Annotated in this window: 23 protein-coding genes, 5 tRNA genes, 1 other RNA gene and 1 riboswitch; of the genes, 19 read left to right on the top strand and 10 right to left on the bottom strand. The window is 39.4% G+C overall.

Going from position 1 to position 22,200, the window contains the following annotated elements; genetic code table 11:
• Positions 1–40: 40 nt before the first annotated feature.
• Entirely contained in the window at positions 41–565 is a 525-nt protein-coding gene (locus F908_RS04860; protein WP_005158317.1) for a hypothetical protein, read from the top strand.
• 55 nt (positions 566–620) lie between these two features.
• Here F908_RS04860 and F908_RS16070 read toward each other — a convergent pair whose 3' ends face one another.
• A complete protein-coding gene (locus F908_RS16070; protein WP_005158326.1) occupies positions 621–785 on the bottom strand; it encodes a hypothetical protein in 165 nt (54 codons plus the stop codon).
• Between the two features lie 699 nt (positions 786–1,484).
• Between F908_RS16070 and F908_RS04865 the strand changes: the two genes are divergently transcribed.
• Both F908_RS04865 and F908_RS04870 read left to right on the top strand, forming a co-directional pair.
• Positions 1,485–3,110, top strand: coding sequence for an NAD+ synthase (locus F908_RS04865; protein ID WP_005158329.1), 1,626 nt, complete (start codon positions 1,485–1,487; stop codon positions 3,108–3,110).
• The gene (locus F908_RS04870) at positions 3,103–4,134 is read left to right on the top strand and encodes a hypothetical protein (RefSeq protein ID WP_005158331.1); all 1,032 of its coding nucleotides are present in this window, start codon (positions 3,103–3,105) and stop codon (positions 4,132–4,134) included. The genes F908_RS04865 and F908_RS04870 overlap by 8 nt, the downstream gene beginning before the upstream one ends.
• Positions 4,135–4,354: 220 nt before the next feature.
• Here the strand turns inward: F908_RS04870 and F908_RS04875 are convergent.
• From F908_RS04875 to coaD, 4 genes are all read right to left on the bottom strand, one after another.
• Positions 4,355–4,431 (bottom strand) — tRNA-Met (locus F908_RS04875).
• A 61-nt stretch (positions 4,432–4,492) separates the two neighbouring features.
• Positions 4,493–4,848: RNase P RNA component class A (gene rnpB / locus F908_RS15255), an RNA gene on the bottom strand.
• Positions 4,849–4,861: 13 nt separating this feature from the next.
• A complete protein-coding gene (locus tag F908_RS04880) occupies positions 4,862–5,137 on the bottom strand; it encodes a YfhL family 4Fe-4S dicluster ferredoxin (RefSeq protein ID WP_005158333.1) in 276 nt (91 codons plus the stop codon).
• Complete coding sequence (gene coaD, locus F908_RS04885) at positions 5,138–5,629, bottom strand: pantetheine-phosphate adenylyltransferase (protein WP_005158335.1); 492 nt, start codon at positions 5,627–5,629, stop codon at positions 5,138–5,140.
• Between the two features lie 128 nt (positions 5,630–5,757).
• Here coaD and smpB point away from each other — a divergent pair, with 128 nt between their 5' ends.
• The gene (smpB, locus tag F908_RS04890) at positions 5,758–6,234 is read left to right on the top strand and encodes an SsrA-binding protein SmpB (RefSeq protein WP_004663490.1); all 477 of its coding nucleotides are present in this window, start codon (positions 5,758–5,760) and stop codon (positions 6,232–6,234) included.
• A 40-nt stretch (positions 6,235–6,274) separates the two neighbouring features.
• On the opposite strand, the gene F908_RS04895 is transcribed toward smpB, so the two are convergent.
• The 3 genes from F908_RS04895 to rluD form a co-directional block, all read right to left on the bottom strand.
• The gene (locus F908_RS04895; RefSeq protein ID WP_005158337.1) at positions 6,275–6,847 is read right to left on the bottom strand and encodes a flavodoxin family protein; all 573 of its coding nucleotides are present in this window, start codon (positions 6,845–6,847) and stop codon (positions 6,275–6,277) included.
• An 82-nt stretch (positions 6,848–6,929) separates the two neighbouring features.
• Positions 6,930–7,670, bottom strand: a complete 741-nt coding sequence (pgeF, locus tag F908_RS04900) for a peptidoglycan editing factor PgeF (protein ID WP_005158340.1) — start codon at positions 7,668–7,670, stop codon at positions 6,930–6,932.
• 86 nt (positions 7,671–7,756) lie between these two features.
• The gene (gene rluD, locus F908_RS04905) at positions 7,757–8,806 is read right to left on the bottom strand and encodes a 23S rRNA pseudouridine(1911/1915/1917) synthase RluD (RefSeq protein WP_004663505.1); all 1,050 of its coding nucleotides are present in this window, start codon (positions 8,804–8,806) and stop codon (positions 7,757–7,759) included.
• 71 nt (positions 8,807–8,877) lie between these two features.
• On the opposite strand from rluD, the gene F908_RS04910 reads away from it, so the two are divergent.
• Positions 8,878–9,957: an outer membrane protein assembly factor BamD gene (locus tag F908_RS04910; protein WP_004663507.1), complete on the top strand. Its 1,080-nt coding sequence runs from the start codon at positions 8,878–8,880 to the stop codon at positions 9,955–9,957.
• A gap of 129 nt (positions 9,958–10,086) precedes the next feature.
• Positions 10,087–11,973, top strand: a complete 1,887-nt coding sequence (locus F908_RS04915; protein ID WP_005158345.1) for a DNA primase — start codon at positions 10,087–10,089, stop codon at positions 11,971–11,973.
• A gap of 6 nt (positions 11,974–11,979) precedes the next feature.
• Here the strand turns inward: F908_RS04915 and hemA are convergent, their stop codons facing one another.
• Entirely contained in the window at positions 11,980–13,263 is a 1,284-nt protein-coding gene (hemA, locus tag F908_RS04920) for a glutamyl-tRNA reductase (protein WP_005158348.1), read from the bottom strand.
• Positions 13,264–13,342: 79 nt separating this feature from the next.
• Here hemA and F908_RS04925 point away from each other — a divergent pair, with 79 nt between their 5' ends.
• The 12 genes from F908_RS04925 to ribB all read left to right on the top strand — a co-directional run bounded on the left by F908_RS04925 (position 13,343) and on the right by ribB (position 20,566).
• Complete coding sequence (locus F908_RS04925) at positions 13,343–15,061, top strand: tetratricopeptide repeat protein (protein WP_005158349.1); 1,719 nt, start codon at positions 13,343–13,345, stop codon at positions 15,059–15,061.
• A gap of 4 nt (positions 15,062–15,065) precedes the next feature.
• A complete protein-coding gene (lolB, locus tag F908_RS04930) occupies positions 15,066–15,647 on the top strand; it encodes a lipoprotein insertase outer membrane protein LolB (RefSeq protein ID WP_005158352.1) in 582 nt (193 codons plus the stop codon).
• A 13-nt stretch (positions 15,648–15,660) separates the two neighbouring features.
• A complete protein-coding gene (ispE, locus tag F908_RS04935) occupies positions 15,661–16,494 on the top strand; it encodes a 4-(cytidine 5'-diphospho)-2-C-methyl-D-erythritol kinase (RefSeq protein WP_005158355.1) in 834 nt (277 codons plus the stop codon).
• A tRNA-Gln gene (locus F908_RS04940) sits at positions 16,493–16,567 on the top strand. Before ispE ends, F908_RS04940 begins: the two co-directional genes overlap by 2 nt.
• Before the next feature lie 25 nt (positions 16,568–16,592).
• Positions 16,593–16,667, top strand: a tRNA-Gln gene (locus F908_RS04945).
• A gap of 18 nt (positions 16,668–16,685) precedes the next feature.
• Positions 16,686–16,760 (top strand) — tRNA-Gln (locus F908_RS04950).
• Positions 16,761–16,845: 85 nt separating this feature from the next.
• A tRNA-Gln gene (locus tag F908_RS04955) sits at positions 16,846–16,920 on the top strand.
• Between the two features lie 37 nt (positions 16,921–16,957).
• Positions 16,958–17,911, top strand: coding sequence for a ribose-phosphate pyrophosphokinase (locus tag F908_RS04960; protein ID WP_004663520.1), 954 nt, complete (start codon positions 16,958–16,960; stop codon positions 17,909–17,911).
• Between the two features lie 97 nt (positions 17,912–18,008).
• Positions 18,009–18,305 (top strand): 50S ribosomal protein L25, encoded by a 297-nt coding sequence (gene rplY, locus F908_RS04965; RefSeq protein ID WP_004663523.1) that lies wholly within the window; start codon positions 18,009–18,011, stop codon positions 18,303–18,305.
• A gap of 19 nt (positions 18,306–18,324) precedes the next feature.
• Positions 18,325–18,906 (top strand): aminoacyl-tRNA hydrolase, encoded by a 582-nt coding sequence (pth, locus tag F908_RS04970; protein WP_005158359.1) that lies wholly within the window; start codon positions 18,325–18,327, stop codon positions 18,904–18,906.
• Between the two features lie 146 nt (positions 18,907–19,052).
• Entirely contained in the window at positions 19,053–19,433 is a 381-nt protein-coding gene (gene panD / locus F908_RS04975) for an aspartate 1-decarboxylase (protein ID WP_004655255.1), read from the top strand.
• A gap of 219 nt (positions 19,434–19,652) precedes the next feature.
• Positions 19,653–19,808: riboswitch (FMN riboswitch) on the top strand.
• Between the two features lie 98 nt (positions 19,809–19,906).
• Positions 19,907–20,566 (top strand): 3,4-dihydroxy-2-butanone-4-phosphate synthase, encoded by a 660-nt coding sequence (gene ribB, locus F908_RS04980; RefSeq protein ID WP_005158362.1) that lies wholly within the window; start codon positions 19,907–19,909, stop codon positions 20,564–20,566.
• 47 nt (positions 20,567–20,613) lie between these two features.
• Here ribB and F908_RS04985 read toward each other — a convergent pair whose 3' ends face one another.
• Positions 20,614–21,288 carry an HAD-IA family hydrolase gene (locus F908_RS04985; RefSeq protein WP_005158364.1) on the bottom strand — a complete coding sequence of 225 codons (675 nt, stop codon included), beginning with the start codon at positions 21,286–21,288 and terminating at the stop codon, positions 20,614–20,616.
• Between the two features lie 93 nt (positions 21,289–21,381).
• On the opposite strand from F908_RS04985, the gene F908_RS04990 reads away from it, so the two are divergent.
• The gene (locus F908_RS04990; RefSeq protein WP_026315750.1) at positions 21,382–22,149 is read left to right on the top strand and encodes a hydroxymethylpyrimidine/phosphomethylpyrimidine kinase; all 768 of its coding nucleotides are present in this window, start codon (positions 21,382–21,384) and stop codon (positions 22,147–22,149) included.
• Positions 22,150–22,200 lie beyond the last annotated feature (51 nt).

Genomic DNA, 22,200 nt, shown 5'->3' on the forward strand with positions numbered 1-22,200 from the left:
AATATTCTGATCACCCTCACTTTTCCTATCTATAGTTCAAATGATCAAATCATTTCAAACATATATACAAAGATTAAAGGCAGGCTTCATTGCAAACCTAATCTTTTATCTTAAAATGAATGAGTTCCAATATCGTGGAATGACGTCGGGCGAAATCGCCATGGCACGCCCCGTATTTGGTGACTTGATTAACTATGCAGAAGTTAAGATTTTCAATATCCCTTATCTCCCTTGGCAGCCTGTTAATATTTTTATGGCACCAAACGGCAATCTATTTGTACATAAACAACATTTTTATCAGGATTATTCAAATTGCTCATTAGACCTTCAGGCAATTTTTATTCATGAACTCGCCCACATCTTGCAATTTCAACAAAAAACCAATGTCATCTTAAAAGGAATGTTGTTACAGACAGGCTACTATCTTAGTTTTAAAAAGTATAATCCCTATCATTATCAATTTATTCAAACCAAGACTTTCACCAGTTACAACATTGAACAACAAGGTGATATTGCACGAGATATTTTTTTAAAGAAGATTCCAAATATTATTTTGAATCAATAAAAAAACCCTGTCGTTTATTTACAGGGTTTTTCAGCTTGAAACATCATTAGCAATTCTATGCTGCTGTGTTTTTAGTGCTCTCTGAGCTAAGTTCATGACTATCATCCATTTCAGTCGTAAAATCTACACGCATCGCATCTTTAACAATTGTACCGATACGTCCCACACCAATTGCCAATCCAAAAGCAATTACTGGATATAAGATTGTTGGAATCATCATAACTTATTACCTCTCATCAAAAGTTTAATTAATCAAACTTACTCTGACTCTTGTACTTGCTCTTGGAACATTAAAGTACCAATACGACCAACTACAACAGCTAAACCAAACGCAATTACTGGAAAAAATACAACTGACATTTCTATTTCCTCTTTTTATATGCGAAATGCATATTTTTACTGTTACATCTAGTGTACAGATGTTCACATTAATTAGGATAATAGCAGTGGACATTTGTACACTCAAGTGTAGCAAAAGGATTCCCGACGAACGGTCAAAAAAGATTCAATTCAATAAAATTATGTTTTTGATAGATTTAAATTTTACGAAAACTCTAATTTTTTGTATTTTTTTATCCCATTACCGAAATAAGCTAAAAGAGTGTTTCTATTCATGTCATTGAACTGTCATTTCGGTATGCGAAAGTGACACGAAAAAAAAGAATAAATGACAATGCTAAGTTTATTCATAGTCATGCACCATCACTACGCAACCATTTAAAAATGTTGCTCTTTAAGACAGAAAAACTTGTTATTTTTACGCAGAAAAATGTGCAATTAGTATATATTAGACACCTTGTCATTTTTCTTTAAGATATAGAATACTTGGCGCTATGATATACAACGTTCTTTAAAATTATACTTACACAAATCAAGAACTTGTATATCAGCACTTGTTAAGACTTAGGATTAGGTTTGAATGAAAAATTTTAAAATTGCCCTTGCTCAATTTTCTCCGCATATTGGCAATATTGACGCAAATACTCAAAAGATGGTTGAGCAAGCAAATTTAGCGAAACAACAACAGGCTGATCTGATCATCTTCCCTGAACTTTCTACGCTAGGTTACCCAGCTGAAGACTTATTACTTCGCCCAAATTTACAAAAACGCACTCAAAAAGCGTTCGCTCAATTAAGTGAAGTAAAAGATATCGTCATGGTATTCGGTTTCGTACATCAAACTGAAGATGGTCACCGTTACAACTCAGCCGCAGTGATTAAAGATGGGCAAGTTTTAGGAATATACAACAAACAGAACTTACCAAATTATGGCGTCTTTGACGAAAAACGTTATTTCCAAGATGGCCATCAACATCTCGTTTTTGAGTATTTAGGTCATAAGTTTGGTGTACTGATTTGTGAAGATGTTTGGTCACTGCATACCGTCAAACAACTTAGCCAACTGAATGTTGAAACTGTGCTTGTCTTAAATGCTTCTCCGTATGAAGTCGGTAAACCGCAGCATCGCATCCAAACATTAAATGAACTCGCAAAACAACTGAATCTGAATATTGTTTATGTCAATCAAGTGGGTGGACAAGACGATCTTATTTTTGATGGTTCAAGTTTTGTTAGTAATAAAAATGGCGAACTTGCATTACAAGCACCAAGTTTTCAAGAATCTGTTTATGTGACTGAATATGATGCAGAGCAAAAACAGTTTAAAACTGCTAATGCCATCCCAACTTTAGATACTTTTGCCGAAATCTATCAAGCATTGGTCATGGCAACACGTGACTACGTACAACGCTCGGGTTTCCCTGGTGTGATCTTGGGCTTATCGGGTGGAATCGATTCAGCCTTGACACTTGCTATTGCTGTTGATGCGATTGGTGCTGATAAAGTACAAGCCGTAATGATGCCTTATACTTATACCTCTCAAATGAGTGTAGAAGATGCAACAGAACAAGCACGTCGCATGGGCGTAACTTTCGGTATTGCAGAGATTCACCCAATCGTAAATAGCTTCATGCAGACCTTATTCCCGTTTTTTGGCAACACACCAGCGGATGCAACGGAAGAAAACTTACAAGCGCGTACCCGTGGTACGCTGCTCATGGGTTTATCAAATAAGTTTGGCAACCTTGTACTTTCAACAGGTAACAAGTCTGAAATTTCAGTCGGTTATTGCACACTGTATGGTGATATGGTCGGTGGCTTCTCTGTATTAAAAGATGTCTATAAAACCATCGTCTTCGAATTAGCAAAATACCGTAATACATTAAGTGAAACACCTGTGATCCCTGAGCGTGTCATTACTCGCCCACCTTCAGCAGAGCTGCGTCCTGATCAAACAGACCAAGACTCTTTACCTGCTTATGATGTACTTGATGCAATTCTATACGCTTATATCGAAGAAGATCTTAGCCAAGCAGACATAATTGCAAAAGGCTACGAAGCTGAAGTGGTTGAAAAAGTAATACGCTTAGTTGATCGTAATGAATATAAGCGTCGTCAGGGTGCAATTGGCCCACGGATTAGTTCACGTGCTTTCAGTCGCGAACGACGCTACCCTATCGTCAATGGATGGACCGCGAATGACTGAAAAAATTGTTTCTGAAAAGTCACAATTACTTGCTCAAGCACTTATGCTTGAGCAAGTGGCATTTTATAAAAATCAACTTACTACACAGCTTTCTGCTGAGTTCTTTCAGCAGTTTATTCAGTTGTTTCTACAACATGCACCAAATATCAAACTGAAAGAAGTAATAGAGCTTGAACAAATCCAAGCCGTTGTTAAGCGTTATGCCTTTGAAATGCAGCTTGGTGCTGGACTATTAGAGTTTATTGGTGAAATTGCTCAACGCTTGCATGTTTTTTCTTTACAGTCTTCAGCACATTTAGAAGATGTTTTTTCAGATCGCCAATTTGAAATGTGGTTATCTAAATTTCTCGAATTAGAAAATATTCGACATTATTTAAACCACTTCTTGAAAGAAAGCCCTTCAATTCAGCAATTATGCCAATATATTGCAACCACAACTTTACAAAATAAATTACCAAAATTATTTTCACAATCTGACGAAGAACAAATTTCTGAAAGCAAATATCAGTGGCAACAGAAACTAAAGACTTTTTCACATCGTCAACAACAACGCATTGAACAGAAAATTGAAGAAAGTATTGCTCGCTTTATCCAAGAACAACTTGCCGATTTAAGCTTACTTTCAAACGATGACTTAGAAAGTTTGGCGCGTAATATTTGGGAAGATAACAAAGCTAAACCTTTGTCTGAATACACCAAACAAGTCACACCTCTGGATGTTGAAGAATTCTTTGTCATGATTTATGAATACTGGAAAGAGCTACGCCAATCTTCCTATATTCAGGATCTCATCCTATACGGCGTAAAAGTTTTTTACGATTTTTATGAAGACGAAAACTTAGAGGATGTATTTGCTGCGATCGGAATTGAAGAGTCAGATCTTCAAAATGAAGCTGTACGTTTTTATCCTAAAGTCGTTGTAGCCTTAGATGAACATGGTGTATTAGAACCTATCATTACCATGATCATAAAACCTTTTTATGAAAGTCATCAAACTCTAGCGACAATTGAAAAGCATTTATAATTATTATTTTTCTGCTGAGATATATCGAGACCAAATCAATATATCTCTTTAATTTTCTAATTCAATCACATTGAAGCTAATCAACTGAAGCCATCAGAAAATCTGATGGCTATTCTTTTTTTTATCTTGAATCTATAAATAATATTCAATTGATATCAGATCAGTTGAGTAGCTAATAAAAACACATAAAAAAAACCACGCAGGAGCGTGGTCTATAAAATGGTGGCTATGACGAGACTTGAACTTGTGACCCCCGCATTATGAGTGCGGTGCTCTAACCAACTGAGCTACATAGCCGAAAACTGTGGGCGCATTATCTTAACTTTCAATACACACGTCAAGCACAATTTCAAAAAATTTGAGAAGTGGGCCTATAAGCCGGGTTCTGTCGAGGACGATCATTCCTCTAGGCGTACAATCACTCATACGCTCAAGCGACCTACCCGAATCCAGCACGGGCCGTGCCTCAGGATTCCTATTTGGTCTTGCTTCTGGTGGGGTTTACCTTGCCGTGAACTGTTACCAGACACGCGGTGCGCTCTTACCGCACCCTTTCACCCTTACCTCACGAATGAGGCGGTCTACTCTCTGCTGCACTTGCCGTCGACTTTCGCCGCCCAGGCGTTACCTGGCACCTTGCCCTATGAAGCCCGGACTTTCCTCCCCTGTTTCAGTCACGGAGACCTCCACAGCAGCGACCGTCCAGCCCACTTCGTGGCGCATCTTATCAAAGATCGAAGTTAATTGCTCGCATTTTTTGTGCAGTTAATTTTTTATATTTTGCCATCAACTCATCTTGTGACTCGACATGCTGAGGATCAAGCGGAATACAATCAACTGGACAAAATAACTGACACTGTGGCTGATCATGATGCCCAATACACTCTGTACAAAGTGCAGGGTTAATTTCATAAATCAATTCCCCCATATAAATGGCTTCATTGGGGCATACTGGTTCACAAACATCACAGTTAATGCATTCATCAGTAATATAAAGAGACATCTACCAACCTTGCTCATGTTTACGTTCAAATGCCTCAACAACAACAGCGGGCACAAACTTATTCACATCACCTTTCAATCGAGCAATTTCTCTTACTAATGTTGATGAAATAAATGAATATTGCTCTGATGGGGTTAAAAATACTGATTCGAAATGAGGATCAAGTTGGCGGTTCATATTTGCCAACTGAAATTCATATTCAAAATCTGAAATTGCTCTTAAACCACGCAGTACCGCTGTTGCACGTTGTTCTCGAAAGAAATTGACCAATAAACCATCAAAACCAACAAACTCTACATTAGACAAATGGCTTAATGAAGCTTTTGCTAATTCTACACGCTCTTCTAAACTAAACACTGGATTTTTATGATGACCAATTGCAATTGCAACCACCACTTCATCAAACATTTTTGATGCTCTTGCAACCAAATCAACGTGCCCGTTGGTAATTGGATCGAAAGTCCCCGGATAAATCACACGTGTTTTAGACATGCGTTGTACTCTAGTTAATGAGATAAGGTACATATTTTAACAAATTTAGCTCTAAACGCGAAATTGCTAAACGATGGAAAAAGATTGCGTTTTACGGCACAATATATGTAATTGTGGAAGTTTGAATTATGGCGCAAGCAACAGTAGTAAAAAAACATAATGGTGGCACGATTGCTCAAAATAAAAGAGCACGTCACGATTACTTTATCGAAGAAAAATTTGAAGCAGGCATGTCCCTCCAAGGTTGGGAGGTTAAGTCTTTACGTGCAGGTCGTATGACGCTGTCCGAAAGTTATGTCATTTTTAAAAATGGTGAAGCCTTCTTATTCGGTTCACAAATCCAGCCATTATTATCGGCATCAACGCATGTGGTTCCTGAATCGACACGAACACGTAAGTTATTACTTTCTCGTCGCGAACTAGAAAAACTTTTGGGTGCCGTCAACCAAAAAGGCTATTCATGTGTACCTTTAGCATGCTATTGGAAAGGTCATTTGGTTAAACTAGAAATCGCACTTGTTAAAGGGAAGCAATTACACGACAAACGTGCAACTGAAAAAGATCGTGATTGGCAAAGAGATAAAGCGAGAATGTTGCATAAATAATAAAAAACCTCCATTTATTGGAGGTTTTTTATCGCTCAGATTAAACAGCAATATGTTTTAATCTTAGCTCAGCCAAATATTTGCCAAACTTGCGTGCAGTTTCTAAATCCCCTTCGGGCGGTGTAATTTCAACGCTAGCGTTATCGGACTGTGTCATTAAACCCAGAAAGCTCGACATTCGGTTGATATCCAATGGACTTCTTCCTGTTGGCATAAATGGCAAACCAGCCCATAACATGCCATGTTGCATCGCAAATAAATTAATTTGCTGTAATACCGCCAATTTGTCTCCGCTGAGACCACCACCGTTAGTAAAACCAGCAGCCAATTTCCCCTGCCATGTACGTGCCAACCAGCGTTTAGAAGAATCCTCCATGAACTGTTTCAATGCTGATGTAAGACTCCCCATATAGGTTGGACAACCCATCACGATCACATCGGCCTGATCCAATAAATCCCATTGCGGTGCAGCCACAGAAAGTAGATGCACTTCGGCTCCCGCTTGTTCAGCACCTTGTGCGATATATTGCGCAACCTTAGCTGTGTGCCCATAAGGACTATGGTAAATCACACAAACTTTGATTTGGGGAGTAATTTGCTCAATAACAGACATGGAGAATTTAAAAACCAATGAATTGAATCAAGTTTAACATTTTTAACGAATACAAGGCGAATCAATAGTGCAAAGGATAGATTTATTGCATAAATACAAATGTTGCCATTCGTCCAGTTTTTGCATCACGACGATAAGAAAAGTAATCTTGGTCTTGTTGATACGAACATTGATCACCACCCAATACTGTTTCCACACCTAAACTGTTTAAAATAAATCGGGCAATTGCATATAAATCAGCCTGATATTTACCTTCAGTTTGACCTGAAATAAAAGCAACGGCTAATTCAGGATATTTCTCACAGAAAATGGCTTTTACTTCAGTCCCGACTTCAAAGCAAGGTTGGCTGATCGCGGCGCCTAACCACGCCCAAGTTGGCTGAGATTTCATTTCCGTCACGGTATTTTCGACAATTCGATTAGCCAAACCACGCCAACCTGCGTGTAGATTGGCGACTTCTGTACCTTCGTTATTACCCAAAACAATAGGCAAACAATCAGCAGTCATCATCATTAAAGCATGACCTGTGCGCTGTGTGACTAAGCCATCACCTTCAAGTGCAATAAATGGAATTTGCTCGTTAATCGTATGACAAATGCTGCTATGCGTTTGTGTCATCCACGTGATTTTATCTACACCAAATGCAGACAACTCATTCAATAATAGCATTCGATGTTGCTGAACACGTTGTGCATCATCATTCACGTGCAAAGCCAGATTAAATCCTGATAGATTTTCATTCTGAGTTACAATCGTTTGAGGATGCTGAATACCTGTTTGCCCAACATATATTCCTTTGGGCAAACCTTGTACAAATTCCATAAAATCCGTCCTCTTACCAGAATATATTCCTTAGCTTTTGAACGGGAGAAGCTGAACACATCTCCCTTTATTTAAAGAGAACTTTTTTAATAAGCTTCATTCTCTTGGCGAAGTACTTCAACCAATTGAGTGAAATCCTCTGGCCATGGTGCTTCAAACATCATTTCTTCACCAGTACGCGGATGCACTAAACCTAATTTAGCTGCATGTAAAGCTTGGCGTTTAAAACTGCGTAGCATGTCAATTAAGACTTCTGATGCACCAGCAGGGAACCGTACACGATTGACATAAACAGGATCACCTACCAAACCATGTCCAAGATAACTAAAATGCACACGAATTTGATGAGTACGCCCAGTTTCAAGTTGAGCCTGAATACGAGTAAAGTCGCGGAAACGCTCTTTCACATTGTAATGAGTTACTGCATCACGTCCACCCGGTAAGATCGCCATTTTGACACGATCGACTGGGTGACGTTTAATTGGCTCATCAATCGTGCCACCAGCAATAATATTTCCATATGCAACTAAATCATAAACACGATAAACGGTTTTTTTCGCAAGTTGTTTACTGAGAGAAAATTGGGCTTCCAATGTTTTTGCAACAACCAATAAACCGCTGGTGTCCTTATCAATACGATGTACTAAACCTGCACGTGAAAGCTCAGCCAGTTTCGGTGCATGATAAAGCAAGGCATTGACCAAAGTACCTGTAGGATTGCCAGCACCTGGATGAACCACCATGCCAACTTCTTTATTAATCACAATAATATCATCGTCTTCATAGACAATATTGAGGGGAATGTTTTCAGGTTGGCTAGATGTTTGGGCTTCTAACTCAACATTCAGCGTAAGCAATTCATTGCCTTCGCAACGATATTTAGGTTTTACAATGTTACCATTTACCAACAGATGCCCGTCTTTCATCCATTGCTTGAGCTTTTCACGAGAGAACTCGCTCCAAACCAATGCAGCAACCTGATCAATACGCTGACCTAGATACTCTTCATCGAGTTGAATTTGCAACGATAAACGTGTTGCAGTTGCATCAGAATTATGATTATCTGCATCGACAGAATCTTCAAGTAAGAAATCTGTCTCGGAAAGGTTTGAATTGGAAGATTGTGTTGAAGTCATTTTGATGATCGATACAAAAATGGTTTAATAGCACCATTGTAGCTTATTGTCCCAAAAGCAGAGGAATTTTTATGTCGCTACCCCATTATAAAATTACCATATTGGCTTTATCTTTAGGCGTAGCGTCTGTATTTGTTGGTTGTAGCAGTAATCCAAGCAAAAAAGAAGTGGTTGATAAAGGTCCACAGTCAAGTGAACAAGTCTATTTTGAAAAAGCACAAAAATCACTTGAACGTAATCAATATACTGATGCTGTTAAATCACTTGAAGCGATAGATACGTATTATCCAACTGGACAATACACTCAACAAGCACAACTTGAACTCCTCTACGCCAAATTTAAACAAAAAGATTATGAAGGTACGATTGCACTGGCAGATCGTTTCATTCGTTTAAATCCACAACATCCAAATGTTGATTACGCCTACTATGTTCGAGGTGTAGCCAATATGGAAATGAATTACGACAGTTTGATTCGTTATACGTCATTACAACAATCACATCGTGATGTGAGCTACGTTAAAGTTGCTTATCAAAACTTTGTAGATTTGATTCGTCGTTTCCCAAGTAGCCAATATTCAGTAGATGCTGCACAACGTATGAAATTTATCGGTCAAGAATTGGCTGAAAGTGAAATGAATGCCGCACGTTTCAATATTCAACGTAAAGCATGGTTGGCTGCTGCTGAACGCGCACAATGGGTAATTGAACACTATCCTCAAACACCACAAACACCTGAAGCACTTGCAACATTAGCTTATAGCTACCAAAAATTAGGCGATCAAGCGACGTCTCAACAATATATTGATCTCTTAAAACTGAACTATCCAAATTTAGTTAAGGCAAATGGTGAAGTAAATCTTCGTGCTGCTCGTAAAGAAGGTAGTTGGGTCAATCGTGCCACTTTAGGCTTGCTTGGCCGCGAATCTAAAACGGTACAAGTAAAAGAACAAACCAATGGTGAAACTGAGCAACGCAGCTTAACAAATCGTTTGAGCCTTGGTTTATTAGATAAACCGACAACTGAAGAAATCGATTCTGCTCCTATTGAAGAACCAACCGATAAACCAAGTTGGATGAACCGTTTAAGCTTCGGGCTATTAGATAAGCCTGAGACCAAAGAAACTTCGGGAGCTGATGCTGCAAATTAATTTGCACTCATCAAAACCATAAAACAGGCAAGTCTACCCTTGCCTGTTTTTCATTTTATGCAACAATGAATTCTGACACACTGACTTCAACGAAGATGTTATCTCTCAGTCCAAAATGGTTAAATGCACATGGCAATTCCACAACATACGATTGATCAAATCTTAGATCGAACTGATATCGTCGATTTAATCGGTCAACGTGTGAAGTTAAAAAAGACTGGGCGTACTTACTCGGGCTGTTGTCCATTCCATCAGGAAAAATCTCCATCATTCCATGTATATAGAGATAAGCAGTATTATCATTGCTTTGGGTGTCAAGCGAATGGAAATGCGATTCGCTTCCTCATGGACATTGATAGTCGTAACTTTGTCGATGTAATGAAAGACTTGTCTAATCAGACAGGCATCGAATTACCGAAAGATAATCAAGACAATAAAAAACTTTCTTATAAACGTAGTCCTCAACAAATTGCAGCGGCTCAACCAACAAACACGTCAGTCGCTGAAAATCCAGCACCTATTTCTGTAGCAGACGAATTTATAGATGGGCATTTTGTCGATATAGATCGTGTTATGGATGATCCTTTTGCTCAATTTGATCCATCCTTTTATATGGATGAACAAGTTCAAGAAGGTAATCTCTATGACTTATTGGAAAACGTTGCTCAGTTTTATGAACGTCAACTCCCAATGAGTCAAAAAGCACAAAATTATTTCAAACAGCGTGGCTTATCGGCACAAACGATTCAATTTTGGCGTTTGGGTTATGCACCAGAGGATTGGCAACATTTAGAAAAAGCCTTCCCACAAGATATTGAAGGTTTGAAACAGCTGGGTCTGATTCGTTCTAGTGATAGTGGTCGAGATTTTGATTTATTACGTGAGCGGGTAATTTTTCCGATCCGTGATCATAAAGGCCGCGTGGTTGGTTTCGGTGGTCGTGCGCTCAATGATGAAATTAAACCTAAATATATTAACTCACCAGATTCAGAGGTATTCCACAAGAATCAATTGCTTTATGGTTTGTATGAGGGTCGTAAACTCAAAGCCAACGATTGGTTAATGGTCGAAGGCTATATGGACGTGATTGCCTTACAGCAATATGGTATCAATGGTGCTGTCGCAACACTGGGAACAGCCAGTAATGCGGATCATTTAACTACCCTATTTAAACAAAATTCTCGTATTACCATTGCCTTTGATGGGGATGCTGCTGGACAAAAAGCAGCACGACGCACCTTAGAAATTGCGCTCCCCTTACTCAATGATGGTCGTGAATTAAAATTCTTTGTGCTTCCGAATGAACATGATCCAGACTCATTGATTCGTCGTGAAGGCTTAGAAAACTTCCAAAAATTATTACGACAGGCACCGCTTTTATCTGACTTTGTGTTTGCCCATTTAACAGGGCAACATGACGTTAGCACGCCAGAAGGTAAAAGTTTAGTCATGGGAGAACTACGTGAATTAACAGAGTTACTACCTAAGCATGGTTCATTCCGTTATCTGCTGAGTCAATCTTTCCGTGAGAAACTCGGTCTAGGCAAACGTTTTACCCCTCAAATCAGCCACGATGCCTCTTTATCTTTTAATATTCAAACCAAAGATGAAGATTTTGCAATCGCAATTTTAATGCATCACCCATTTCTCTATATTCATTTTGAAGAATTACTTGCAGTGATTGACCAAACTGAGCTGCTGGCTAAAGTTTTAGCAGTGCTCAACATTATCTTTGATGATTTACCGGATGATCAGGAATTAGCAACCTATTACGTACTCGGTGCATGTAGTCGTTATAGTCATGAGATTGCCGATGTTATGCAAAGAACCAATATTGAGTCATTAACTCAAGCACCTGAGATTGCTGATAAATTGGCTAAGGACTTTTCATTAAATCTACAAGAAAAATATTTAAAATTAAAACTGAGATCACCTATCTCACTCATCGAATCACGCAATTTACGTCAACAATTAAATGAGTTAACAAAACAGATTAGCTTGAAGTTATTGTCCTAAGCTAAGTTACTGTCTCGGTTTACGCTCATGCTCAAACACATCCTGTAGATGTTGCTGTAACCATTCAAAATAATCTGGATTTTCAGCTTTAGCAGCTTCTCTTAATAAAATGGAAGTTGGATGCATAAGTTTCTGTGATAGGCGATGAGCAAACTCCCGCATCACCTGTTCTGCGGCATGACCATGTTGCAATAACTCTAATGCATGTGCCAACTCTTTTTGGCTGACTTCTTCACTGTGCTGACGATAAGCTTGAATGGTGCTACTCGCCTCTTTCACTTTTTGTTGGGTCATCAATTGAGTAGCCAATTGATTCACCATAATTTCAGCCTCAACAGCCGCCTGACGACGTTGCGCTAAATTTTCATCAATCACACTTTGTAAATCATCCACACCATATAAATATACGTTATCTAATGATTCAACTTTCGGATCAATATCACGTGGAACAGCCAAATCGACCATCAACATTTGCTGATAGCGACGTTTTTTAAGTGCGGCTTTAACATCTGAATATTGAATAACTTGATGTAAACTTCCTGTACAGCTCGAGACAACATCTGCTCTATATAAATTCTGGGCAAGTTCAGCAAAAGGAATAATTTCAACCTCAACTTGATGAGCAATTTCTTGTGCCAGTAAATCAGCACGCTCACGGCTACGGTTACAAATTAGAATTTTTGCCACACCCATTTCCGCTAAATGCTTAGCAACCAAACTATTCATTTCACCTGCGGCAACTACCATAACCGTTAACTTTTCAGGGCGACTAAAGACTTGCAATGCTAACTGAGCAACTGCATAACCCATTGAAACAGCATGGCTACCTACAGAGGTTTCTGAACGAACACGTTTCGCTGCATAAAAAGCGTATTCAAAAACACTATTCAGTTCTGGCGACACAGTTTGTGCATCTTTAGATAAAGCCAAAGCACTTTTGACTTGCCCTAAAATTTGTGGCTCACCCAACATCAAAGAGTCTAAACCACTTGCAACACGCATCAAATGTGTAACAGCTTGGGCATTTTCGTAACGATAAACATGATGAACTAACTGTTTTACATCAATATTATTCACTTGGGCTAACCAAGTCAGAACACTATCAGCATCTTCTGTCATGGCATAAACTTCAGTGCGATTACAAGTTGATACAACAACTAAATCATTCAAAGCTGAATGTTTATTTTGTTCAAGCAATAGCGCAGCTAATCGCTCTGCATTGAAAGCGATTTGTTCACGAAGTTCAACAGAAGCTGTTTGATGGTTGACACCCAATGCAAAGAAAGACATATCAGATCATCATTTCGCTAAATTTATGTTATTGTGCAACATCGGTGTCATAAAAAGCATTACTTTGGATCAATAAAAATTGCGTCAGCTATATCGCCGTACCCTTTTTAGCGGCAAGACGATTCGACGGTATTCTACCACAATCTTGTTGTTAGGTAGCATGAGCTCGTATGTCTCTGCACAAGCAATACACGACATGTATGCAGATAAAAGCTTTGACAACGCATTACAACAAAGTATGGTTGCTGAATTTTCTCTTGCTTATGATGATATTGCAACTGCATTACACAATTATACAGTGCTGGCAATTCGAAGTAATTCAACCACAATCAAACAGCGTGCTTTAGATGTCGCCTTAGAATATAACGATTTTCAATCTGCATTAGATATTGCAACACATTGGGTAGAACAAGAACCCAAAGATGTTCCTGCTTTATTTTACTTATCACATATTGCCCTGAAAACTCATGAATATGAATTGGCAGCTAAAACATTAGATAAGATCTTAAATATTGACCCAACTGCTGATCTCGAACAAATTTTGGCAGGGATTGCACCCGAACAAGCACAAGATCGTGAAATTTTATTAAATGCCTTACGTACCAGTAAAGAACGTGAAAACCCATCTATCTTGGCTTTAATCGCTGGATTAGAAGCGCAAGATGGCTTATATGAGCAAGCATTAAATAATATCAATAAAGCCTTACGTAAACGTTCAAAATCGACCAGTTTCATTCTGATGAAAGCCAATCTATTAATGGCTTTACGCGACGATGCTGAAACACAAAAGTGGTTTGCACAAGCCAGTCGAAAAAATAAAACCAATATTGATATACGATTAGCTGAAGCTCGCTATTACATTCAAATCAATCAACAACAGCAAGCATTAGATAAGCTTGAAAGTATTATCAAAGATTATCCAAAAACTGAAGAAGCTTTATTTATTGCTGGCTTAACCAGTATTGATTTAAAAAAATACGAAAAAGCTGAACAATATTTAGTTGAATTGCGTTCTTCAGCAAAATATCAGAATGAAGCTTATTACTATCTTGCAATCAATGCACAGCGCAAACAGCATTATGAAACAGCAAAAGCATACTATCGACTCGTGGATGGCAGCTTATATATTGTGTCTCGACGCAATATGGTCACTATTTTCGAAAAGCAAGGGCAATTAAATGATGCTTTACGCTTTCTGACACAAGAACGGGTGAATTATCCACAACATGCAAGTTTCCTCTATCAAGCTCAAGCTGATATTTTAAAAAAGATGGATAATAAAAAAGCAGCTTTAGTATTGCTAGATGAAGCGATTAAGAGCTTACCCGATGATCCTGAACTGATTTATGCAGAAGTATTATTGCTGGATCCTTATACCGATCGGGATAAATTAGATAAAACTTTGAAGCAACTTTTAATTATTGAACCCAATAGCCCGACCTATTTAAACGCTTATGCCTATACCTTAGCATTGCAAAATCGTCGCCTAAAAGAAGCGCGCAAATATGCAGAACTAGCGCTCAACTTTGCACCTGAACAAGCCTCTATTCTTGATACATTGGGCTATATCGCTTTTCTACAAAATGATTTTGATACCGCAACCAAAGTCTTGGGACAAGCCTATTCAATTAGCCAAAATATCAATATTGGAGTTCGCTATGCTAAAGCGCTGTATATGCAAGGCGCACTCACACAATTTAGTGAGGTGTTACAGCAATTGAAACAAAAACATGCAAATGCCCCACAATTACAACAACTTGATAGCTTAATCTTACCTATCACTGTAAAAAAGAGTTAAATACATGCGCTTGTTTTCAAAATTATGTGTCGCGATATGTAGCAGTAGTGTCTTAGTATTAACAGGCTGCCAACATCTAAGCCAACCAAATAAGATCATTGCTTCACCACAAGTGCAAGATGAAAATAACTTTAGCTTACAAGGTAAAATAGGTGTACGTACACCTCAACAGTCTGGCAGTGCTTTTTTTACATGGGTTCAACAACAAGATCAATTTGATATTGAACTGACTGGAATTTTAGGTGTTGGGAAAACCCAAATTGAAGGCAAACCAGGTCAAGTCACCTTAAATAGCGCCAAAACAGGTCTGATTACGGCAGCTACACCTGAAGAATTATTAGAAAAAGCAACAGGTTGGCAGGCACCGATTATGCACCTTGCCTACTGGGTACAAGCGAAGCCTGCGACACAAAATGCTCAAGCGAGCAAAGACGAACAAAATCGCTTGAAACAGCTCATTGAAGATGGCTGGACTGTTGATTTCAGCTATAACGATAAGCAAATCCTTCCAAATAAACTTTTGTTGAAGCAAGCACTTGCTGACGATAAAGAAAACCGTATTACAATGGTGATTCAAAACCGATAGATTAGATTCTTTTATGATTAGAGTACCTTCCCCTGCTAAATTGAATTTATTTCTGCACATCACTGGTCGTAGAGACAATGGTTATCATGAATTACAAACTATTTTTCAACTGATTGATTTATATGATTGGATGACTTTTGAGCCAATTGCGGATGGAATGATTCATATTGAAGGCTTAAATGAGGTTACTCTTGAACAAAACTTAATCTATCGTGCAGCACAATTACTCAAACCCCATGCAAAAGAACCATGTGGGTTAAATATTCAAATCGAGAAAAATATTCCGATGGGTGCTGGTCTTGGCGGCGGTTCATCTAATGCAGCCACTACACTCATTGTACTCAATCAACTGTGGCAATGCGGTTTAAATGAACAGCAATTAGCTGATTATGGTGTGCAACTGGGTGCAGATGTGCCTATCTTTATTTTTGGTCGAAATGCATGGGCAGAAGGCATAGGTGAACATTTATCATTCATAGACTTAGCTCAAAAACAATTCATAATTTTAAAACCTGATTGTTTTATCAGCACTCAAGCACTTTTTTCACAAAAAACATTGACAAGAGATTCTAAGATCACTACATTTTGCGCCTATCAGTTAGAACCTTCTAGCTTTGGAAATAACTTCGAACCTCTGGCTCGACAGTTATACCCTGAAGTTGAAGAAGCGATGCAATATTTAGATCAATTTGGTCTAGCAAAGCTTACAGGTACAGGTGCTTGTGTTTTTACTGAAGTAACCAGTGAAATGGATACGAAGAAGATTTTGCAAAACGCACCTTGTAAAGCTTACTTGGTCAACAGTTTAGCAGAATCACCTTTAAGACATTTCAAAGTTACACGTTAGGGGCGTCGCCAAGTGGTAAGGCAGCGGGTTTTGATCTCGCCATCCGTTGGTTCGAATCCAGCCGCCCCTGCCAATTTTCACCTGTAGATGTATGTAATAGGGGCGTCGCCAAGTGGTAAGGCAGCGGGTTTTGATCTCGCCATCCGTTGGTTCGAATCCAGCCGCCCCTGCCATTACATATCATCAAATTTAGGGGCGTCGCCAAGTGGTAAGGCAGCGGGTTTTGATCTCGCCATCCGTTGGTTCGAATCCAGCCGCCCCTGCCATATCTTTAGACAGACTTGTTTTATATTGATACCTGTTCAATCATATTGACATTATCATGCAAAACGATTAAAGTTCTGCCGCATTAGGGGCGTCGCCAAGTGGTAAGGCAGCGGGTTTTGATCTCGCCATCCGTTGGTTCGAATCCAGCCGCCCCTGCCATCCAAATTCATTATAAGCCAACCGCCAAGGGTGCTTCATGCCCAATCTTGTCGTTTTTAGTGGAAGTGCTCATCCACATTTCGCCCAAAAAGTCGTAAGCCATTTACATATCCCTCTCGGTGCTGCTTCTGTAAGTAAGTTTTCTGATGGTGAAATTTCAGTTGAAATTACTGAAAATGTTCGTGGTAAAGACGTTTTTATCGTTCAATCTACTTGTGCGCCTACCAACGATAACCTGATGGAAATCTTGGTCATGGCTGATGCTTTGCGTCGTGCAAGTGCTGGTCGTATCACTGCAGTCATTCCGTATTTCGGTTATGCACGTCAAGATCGTCGTCCACGTTCTGCTCGTGTTCCAATTACTGCAAAAGTTGTTGCAGACATGCTGACAACTGTAGGTATTGACCGTGTGGTAATGATCGACTTACACGCAGACCAAATTCAAGGTTTCTTCGATATCCCAGTTGATAACATCTATGGTACGCCAGCGTTGTTAGCTGATTTACGTCAACAACAACATGACAACTTAATGGTTGTATCTCCTGACGTAGGTGGTGTTGTTCGTGCACGTGCTGTTGCAAAACAGTTAGGCGATATCGATTTAGCTATCATTGATAAACGTCGCCAAAAAGCAAATGAGTCACAAGTGATGCATTTGATTGGTGATGTAAAAGATCGTGACTGTGTCATTGTTGATGACATGGTCGATACAGCAGGTACGCTTTGCAAAGCTGCGGATGCACTGAAACAATTTGGTGCTCGTCGAGTGATTGCTTATGCGACTCACCCTGTTTTATCAGGTAAAGCGATTGATAACCTTCGTAACTCTGTTATTGATGAACTCGTTGTTACTGACACGATTCCTCTTTCAGATGAAGCAGCAAACTTAGGTAAAATTCGCCAAGTTTCTGTTGCAAGCATGGTTGCTGAAACAATTCGTCGTATCAATAACGAAGAATCTATTAGCGCTATGTTCGATAGTTATCTATAATAGCCCAGCTTTTTTTCTTAAACCCTAGCTCGCTAGGGTTTTTCTATCACTAAACTGGTCGCAAGTTTAGTTACTCAAACTCAATGAGGATATGCCCATGGCAAACTTCGTATTAAACGCTCAAGCACGTGAAGTAGCACAACAAGGGAAAGGTTCGAGCCGCCGCCTTCGCCACGCTGCTCAAATCCCAGCAATCATCTATGGTGGTAGCGCTGAGCCTGTAGCTGTTACTTTAGAGCTTCGTGAAATCGTTAAAGCTTTAGAAAACAATGCTTTCTTCGAAGAAGTTATCGAAATCAAAATCGGTGATAAAGTTGAAAACGTTAAAATCCAAGCGTTACAACGTCACCCAGCTAAAAACACACCTATGCACGCTGACTTCAAACGCGCATAAGTGTTAAAGGCGTAAATTAGTGTCAAATATTTCGCTAATTGTTGGTTTGGGTAATCCTGGTAAGGAATATGCCCAAACCCGCCATAATGCAGGTTTCTGGTTCGTAGAACAGCTTGCAGATCGTTATGGTATTTCTTTAAAGGCTGATCCAAAATTTCATGGATACAGCGGTCGTGGTCAAATTGATGGTCATGACGTACGTTTACTCTTACCTACCACTTTCATGAACCGTTCTGGTCAAAGTGTCGTACCATTTGCCAAATTTTATCAAGTTGCACCTGAAGCAATTCTTGTTGCTCATGATGAACTCGATATGGATCCTGGTATTATTCGTTTAAAATCAGGTGGTGGACATGGCGGACATAATGGTCTTCGCGACATCGTTCCACATATTGGTGCTAATTTCCATCGCTTACGTATAGGAATTGGACATCCTGGTTCTAAAGAACGTGTTTCTGGTCATGTGCTTGGCAAAGCTCCTAGCAGTGAACAAGCTTTAATGGATGCTGCGATTGATCATGCTTTATCAAAAGTGAAAATGCTTGTCGATGGACAAGTTTCACAGGCAATGAATCAAATTAATGCATACAAACCCGCTTAAATTTAAACTGAATTGTTGATCAATCACGCTTGCCATATTGCATTTTTAAGCGCAAAATGCGCATCAAACCGCCTATCGCCAGCGGGAAACGTGACAAGTCAACCAATAAGATATTCATCTTAGGTCTTACTCAGGAGACGCTAGCCATGCTATCTCGTTTATTAAAATGTAAAATTCACCGTGCAGTTGTCACTCATGCAGAACTTCATTATGAAGGTTCTTGTGCAATTGATGGTGTATTAATGGACTTAGCAGGGATTCGTGAATACGAAGAAATCCACGTATGGAACGTAACCAACGGCAAACGCTTCACAACTTATGCAATTCGTGGTGAAGATGACTCAGGTATTATTTCAGTGAATGGTGGCGCAGCACACCAAGCTGATGTCGGTGATTTAGTCATTATTGCAACTTTTGGTGATTTCACTGAAGTAGAAGCAAACCTTCACAAACCACGTTTGGTTTATGCAAATCCGGACAATACAGTCAATCACACGGCAAACTGTATTCCTGTACAAATTGCATAAATATTTAAAAGATTTCTAAAAAGCCAGTCAATATGAACTGGCTTTTTTTATGGCTAAGTCGATACTAATTGCTGAATAGAACTCATCAAAACAATTCAAAAACAATGACTTCTCCACGACAAAACCGAAACTTCATTTGCTTAAATTCATATTTCAATAGAACGATCCATTTCATAAATAGTTCCCTTTCCTCTCAAAAAACTAGCTATAATCAAAGCACATCGCTTCAGGGCGGGGTGTAATTCCCCACCGGTGGTAAGTTGGGCCTTGCAATCAAGTGACCTAATCAGCCCACGAGCCTGTATATATTTATATACTCGCAGATTTGGTGAGAGACCAAAGCCGACGGTATAGTCCGGATGAAAGAAGACGAAACCACTGAAATACGCTTTTCGCGTTGTTTTGGTGTACGCTTATTTTTTACATCAGTCCTGAAATGTTCAACCGTATCCTATTTACGAGAGCGTTTCATTATGTCGAGTTTAATTCAACCCGAACTTTTCTTTTCAGTCCTTTCCCCTGCTGAACAACGTATTCAACAAGCTTTAGAAGACATCCGCCAAGGCAAACCAGTATTGGTAATGGATGATTTCGATCGTGAAAATGAAGCTGATCTTATTATTGCTGCTGAAACACTCACTGTCGAAACCATGGCACGAATGATTCGTGATGGTTCTGGTATTGTGTGCTTATGTCTGACAGAAGAGTTGGCCGATCATCTAGCACTCCCACCAATGGTGGTCGACAATTCTAGCCAATTTAAAACAGCATTCACGGTAACGATCGAAGCTGCACAAGGTGTGACCACCGGTGTTTCTGCTAAAGATCGCGTAACAACAATTTTAGCTGCCACTAAAGATGGCGCTATTGCAAGTGACCTCAGTCGACCAGGTCATGTGTTCCCATTACGTGCACGTAATGGTGGCGTATTAACTCGCAGAGGACATACTGAAGGAACAATAGATTTAGCCCGTTTGGCTGGTTTAAAACCATCTGGCGTATTATGTGAACTGACTAATCCTGATGGCTCTATGGCATCAGGTATTCAAGTTCTAGCTTATGCTCAAACACATGGCCTTACCGTAATTAGTATCGAAGAATTGGTTCAATATCGCTTAAAACATAATATTTAATGAAACAAAAAAAGCCTCGATCATTCGAGGCTTTATTGCGTTCATGATTATGATACTTTTCGTTCTAAATTCAGTTGATTCACCGTATTAAGCAATTGGCTAAATTGTGCGATTTGAGCAATCGGTTGTATTTGAGCGAGTTCTTCTGCTGTGCCGTAACCATAATTTACAGCAATGGTTTCAATACTATTGGCACGTGCACCAATCACATCATATTGTCGGTCTCCCACCATAATGCATTGCTGCGCATCCAATTGCTCTTTTTCAAGAATATAAGCTATTAGATCTACTTTATTGGTACGTTCACCTGTTAATTCACTGCCATACATTTCAGTAAAAAATTGATCCAAACCAAAATGGGCAAGGATACGTTTCGCATAAACTGTTGGCTTCGCCGTCGCTAAAAATAATCGATAACCTTGTAGTTGTAACTGTTGCAACGTTTCTACCACTGTTGCATAAACTTCATTTTCAAATAAACCCGTCACTGAAAAACGCTCACGATAAGCAAGTAACGCTTGTTCAGCAAAATCATCATCCTGAGTATTTAATAACTTTGCCAAAGAAGCTTTCAACGGAGGTCCAATCGTCCAATCTAAATCAACTCCATCCGCTAAAGGGTGGCCCAGTTTTTCTAAAGCATAACGAATTGAGCGATGAATACCCGCTTTAGGGTCAGTTAAAGTCCCATCTAAATCAATCAGAATATTTTTGATCGTCATTCGTTCAATCTCTTAAAGCCTTACATAACATAGTCGAGAGTTTCTCGAAACTCCCATATACTAGCTTAAATGAGAGAATAAAAGGAAATGGCTGTGCGTCCTACCGTACTATGTTTTTCAGGTTTAGATCCATCAGGTGGTGCTGGCTTACAAGCAGATATTGAGGCTATTGGGCAAAGTGGCGCACATGCAGCCATTGCCTGCACAGCATTGACCATTCAAAACTCGCAACAAGTGTTTGGTTTTGAAGCCACGTCAAAAGAGTTACTACTTGCTCAAGCCAATGCGGTGGTGGGTGATTTACCGATTAAATGTGTGAAATCTGGCATGTTAGGCACGACAGATAATATCGCAGCCTTAGCTGAGTTTTTACGTGGGTATCCAGATTATCTATATGTGCTTGATCCAGTTTTAGTGGCAAATAGCGGGGGTTCATTGGGTGACCAAGCCACTTTAGTCAAAGCATTTGTTGAATTAATTCCATTGGCAACCGTGATCACCCCCAATACCGTTGAATTAAGAGCCTTAACAGGTATTGATGATATTGAGCAAGCCACTCAAAAATTATTTGAAATGGGCGCAAAAGCTGTACTAGTGAAAGGTGGACATGAAGATACACCTGATCATATTCGCAATGTCCTTTATGCTGATGGCAAAATGATTGCGGAAAGCCGTTGCCCACGCCTAGAGGGGCAATATCATGGCTCTGGCTGTTCTTTGGCAAGTTTTACTGCGGGGCGATTAGCTCAGGGTGATTCACTCAAAATTGCCGTTCAACATGCTGAAACATGGTTATTTGGCGTATTAAAACAGGCTGAGACACCTGTACCCAATGGGCAAAAGGTTCCAAAACGCTTTTAATACTTTAGTGGAAATGAATAGAAATATGCAGATTTCTATTCATTTGCTCAA

It is taken from the genome of Acinetobacter sp. NIPH 284, assembly GCF_000369425.1.
GTDB lineage: Bacteria > Pseudomonadota > Gammaproteobacteria > Pseudomonadales > Moraxellaceae > Acinetobacter.

Excerpts from the sequence above, each read along its gene's own strand:
- lolB (WP_005158352.1), top strand. The coding sequence starts at position 15,066 with ATGCGCTTGTTTTCAAAATTATGTGTCGCGATATGTAGCAGTAGTGTC.
- panD (WP_004655255.1), top strand. The coding sequence starts at position 19,053 with ATGCTATCTCGTTTATTAAAATGTAAAATTCACCGTGCAGTTGTCACT.
- coaD (WP_005158335.1), bottom strand. The coding sequence starts at position 5,629 with ATGTCTAAAACACGTGTGATTTATCCGGGGACTTTCGATCCAATTACC.
- F908_RS04985 (WP_005158364.1), bottom strand. The coding sequence starts at position 21,288 with ATGACGATCAAAAATATTCTGATTGATTTAGATGGGACTTTAACTGAC.
- ribB (WP_005158362.1), top strand. The coding sequence starts at position 19,907 with ATGTCGAGTTTAATTCAACCCGAACTTTTCTTTTCAGTCCTTTCCCCT.
- F908_RS04860 (WP_005158317.1), top strand. The coding sequence starts at position 41 with ATGATCAAATCATTTCAAACATATATACAAAGATTAAAGGCAGGCTTC.
- F908_RS04960 (WP_004663520.1), top strand. The coding sequence starts at position 16,958 with ATGCCCAATCTTGTCGTTTTTAGTGGAAGTGCTCATCCACATTTCGCC.
- smpB (WP_004663490.1), top strand. The coding sequence starts at position 5,758 with ATGGCGCAAGCAACAGTAGTAAAAAAACATAATGGTGGCACGATTGCT.
- F908_RS04910 (WP_004663507.1), top strand. The coding sequence starts at position 8,878 with ATGTCGCTACCCCATTATAAAATTACCATATTGGCTTTATCTTTAGGC.
- F908_RS04880 (WP_005158333.1), bottom strand. The coding sequence starts at position 5,137 with ATGTCTCTTTATATTACTGATGAATGCATTAACTGTGATGTTTGTGAA.
- F908_RS04870 (WP_005158331.1), top strand. The coding sequence starts at position 3,103 with ATGACTGAAAAAATTGTTTCTGAAAAGTCACAATTACTTGCTCAAGCA.
- F908_RS16070 (WP_005158326.1), bottom strand. The coding sequence starts at position 785 with ATGATGATTCCAACAATCTTATATCCAGTAATTGCTTTTGGATTGGCA.
- rluD (WP_004663505.1), bottom strand. The coding sequence starts at position 8,806 with ATGACTTCAACACAATCTTCCAATTCAAACCTTTCCGAGACAGATTTC.
- pgeF (WP_005158340.1), bottom strand. The coding sequence starts at position 7,670 with ATGGAATTTGTACAAGGTTTGCCCAAAGGAATATATGTTGGGCAAACA.
- rplY (WP_004663523.1), top strand. The coding sequence starts at position 18,009 with ATGGCAAACTTCGTATTAAACGCTCAAGCACGTGAAGTAGCACAACAA.
- F908_RS04915 (WP_005158345.1), top strand. The coding sequence starts at position 10,087 with ATGGCAATTCCACAACATACGATTGATCAAATCTTAGATCGAACTGAT.
- ispE (WP_005158355.1), top strand. The coding sequence starts at position 15,661 with ATGATTAGAGTACCTTCCCCTGCTAAATTGAATTTATTTCTGCACATC.
- F908_RS04865 (WP_005158329.1), top strand. The coding sequence starts at position 1,485 with ATGAAAAATTTTAAAATTGCCCTTGCTCAATTTTCTCCGCATATTGGC.
- hemA (WP_005158348.1), bottom strand. The coding sequence starts at position 13,263 with ATGTCTTTCTTTGCATTGGGTGTCAACCATCAAACAGCTTCTGTTGAA.
- F908_RS04895 (WP_005158337.1), bottom strand. The coding sequence starts at position 6,847 with ATGTCTGTTATTGAGCAAATTACTCCCCAAATCAAAGTTTGTGTGATT.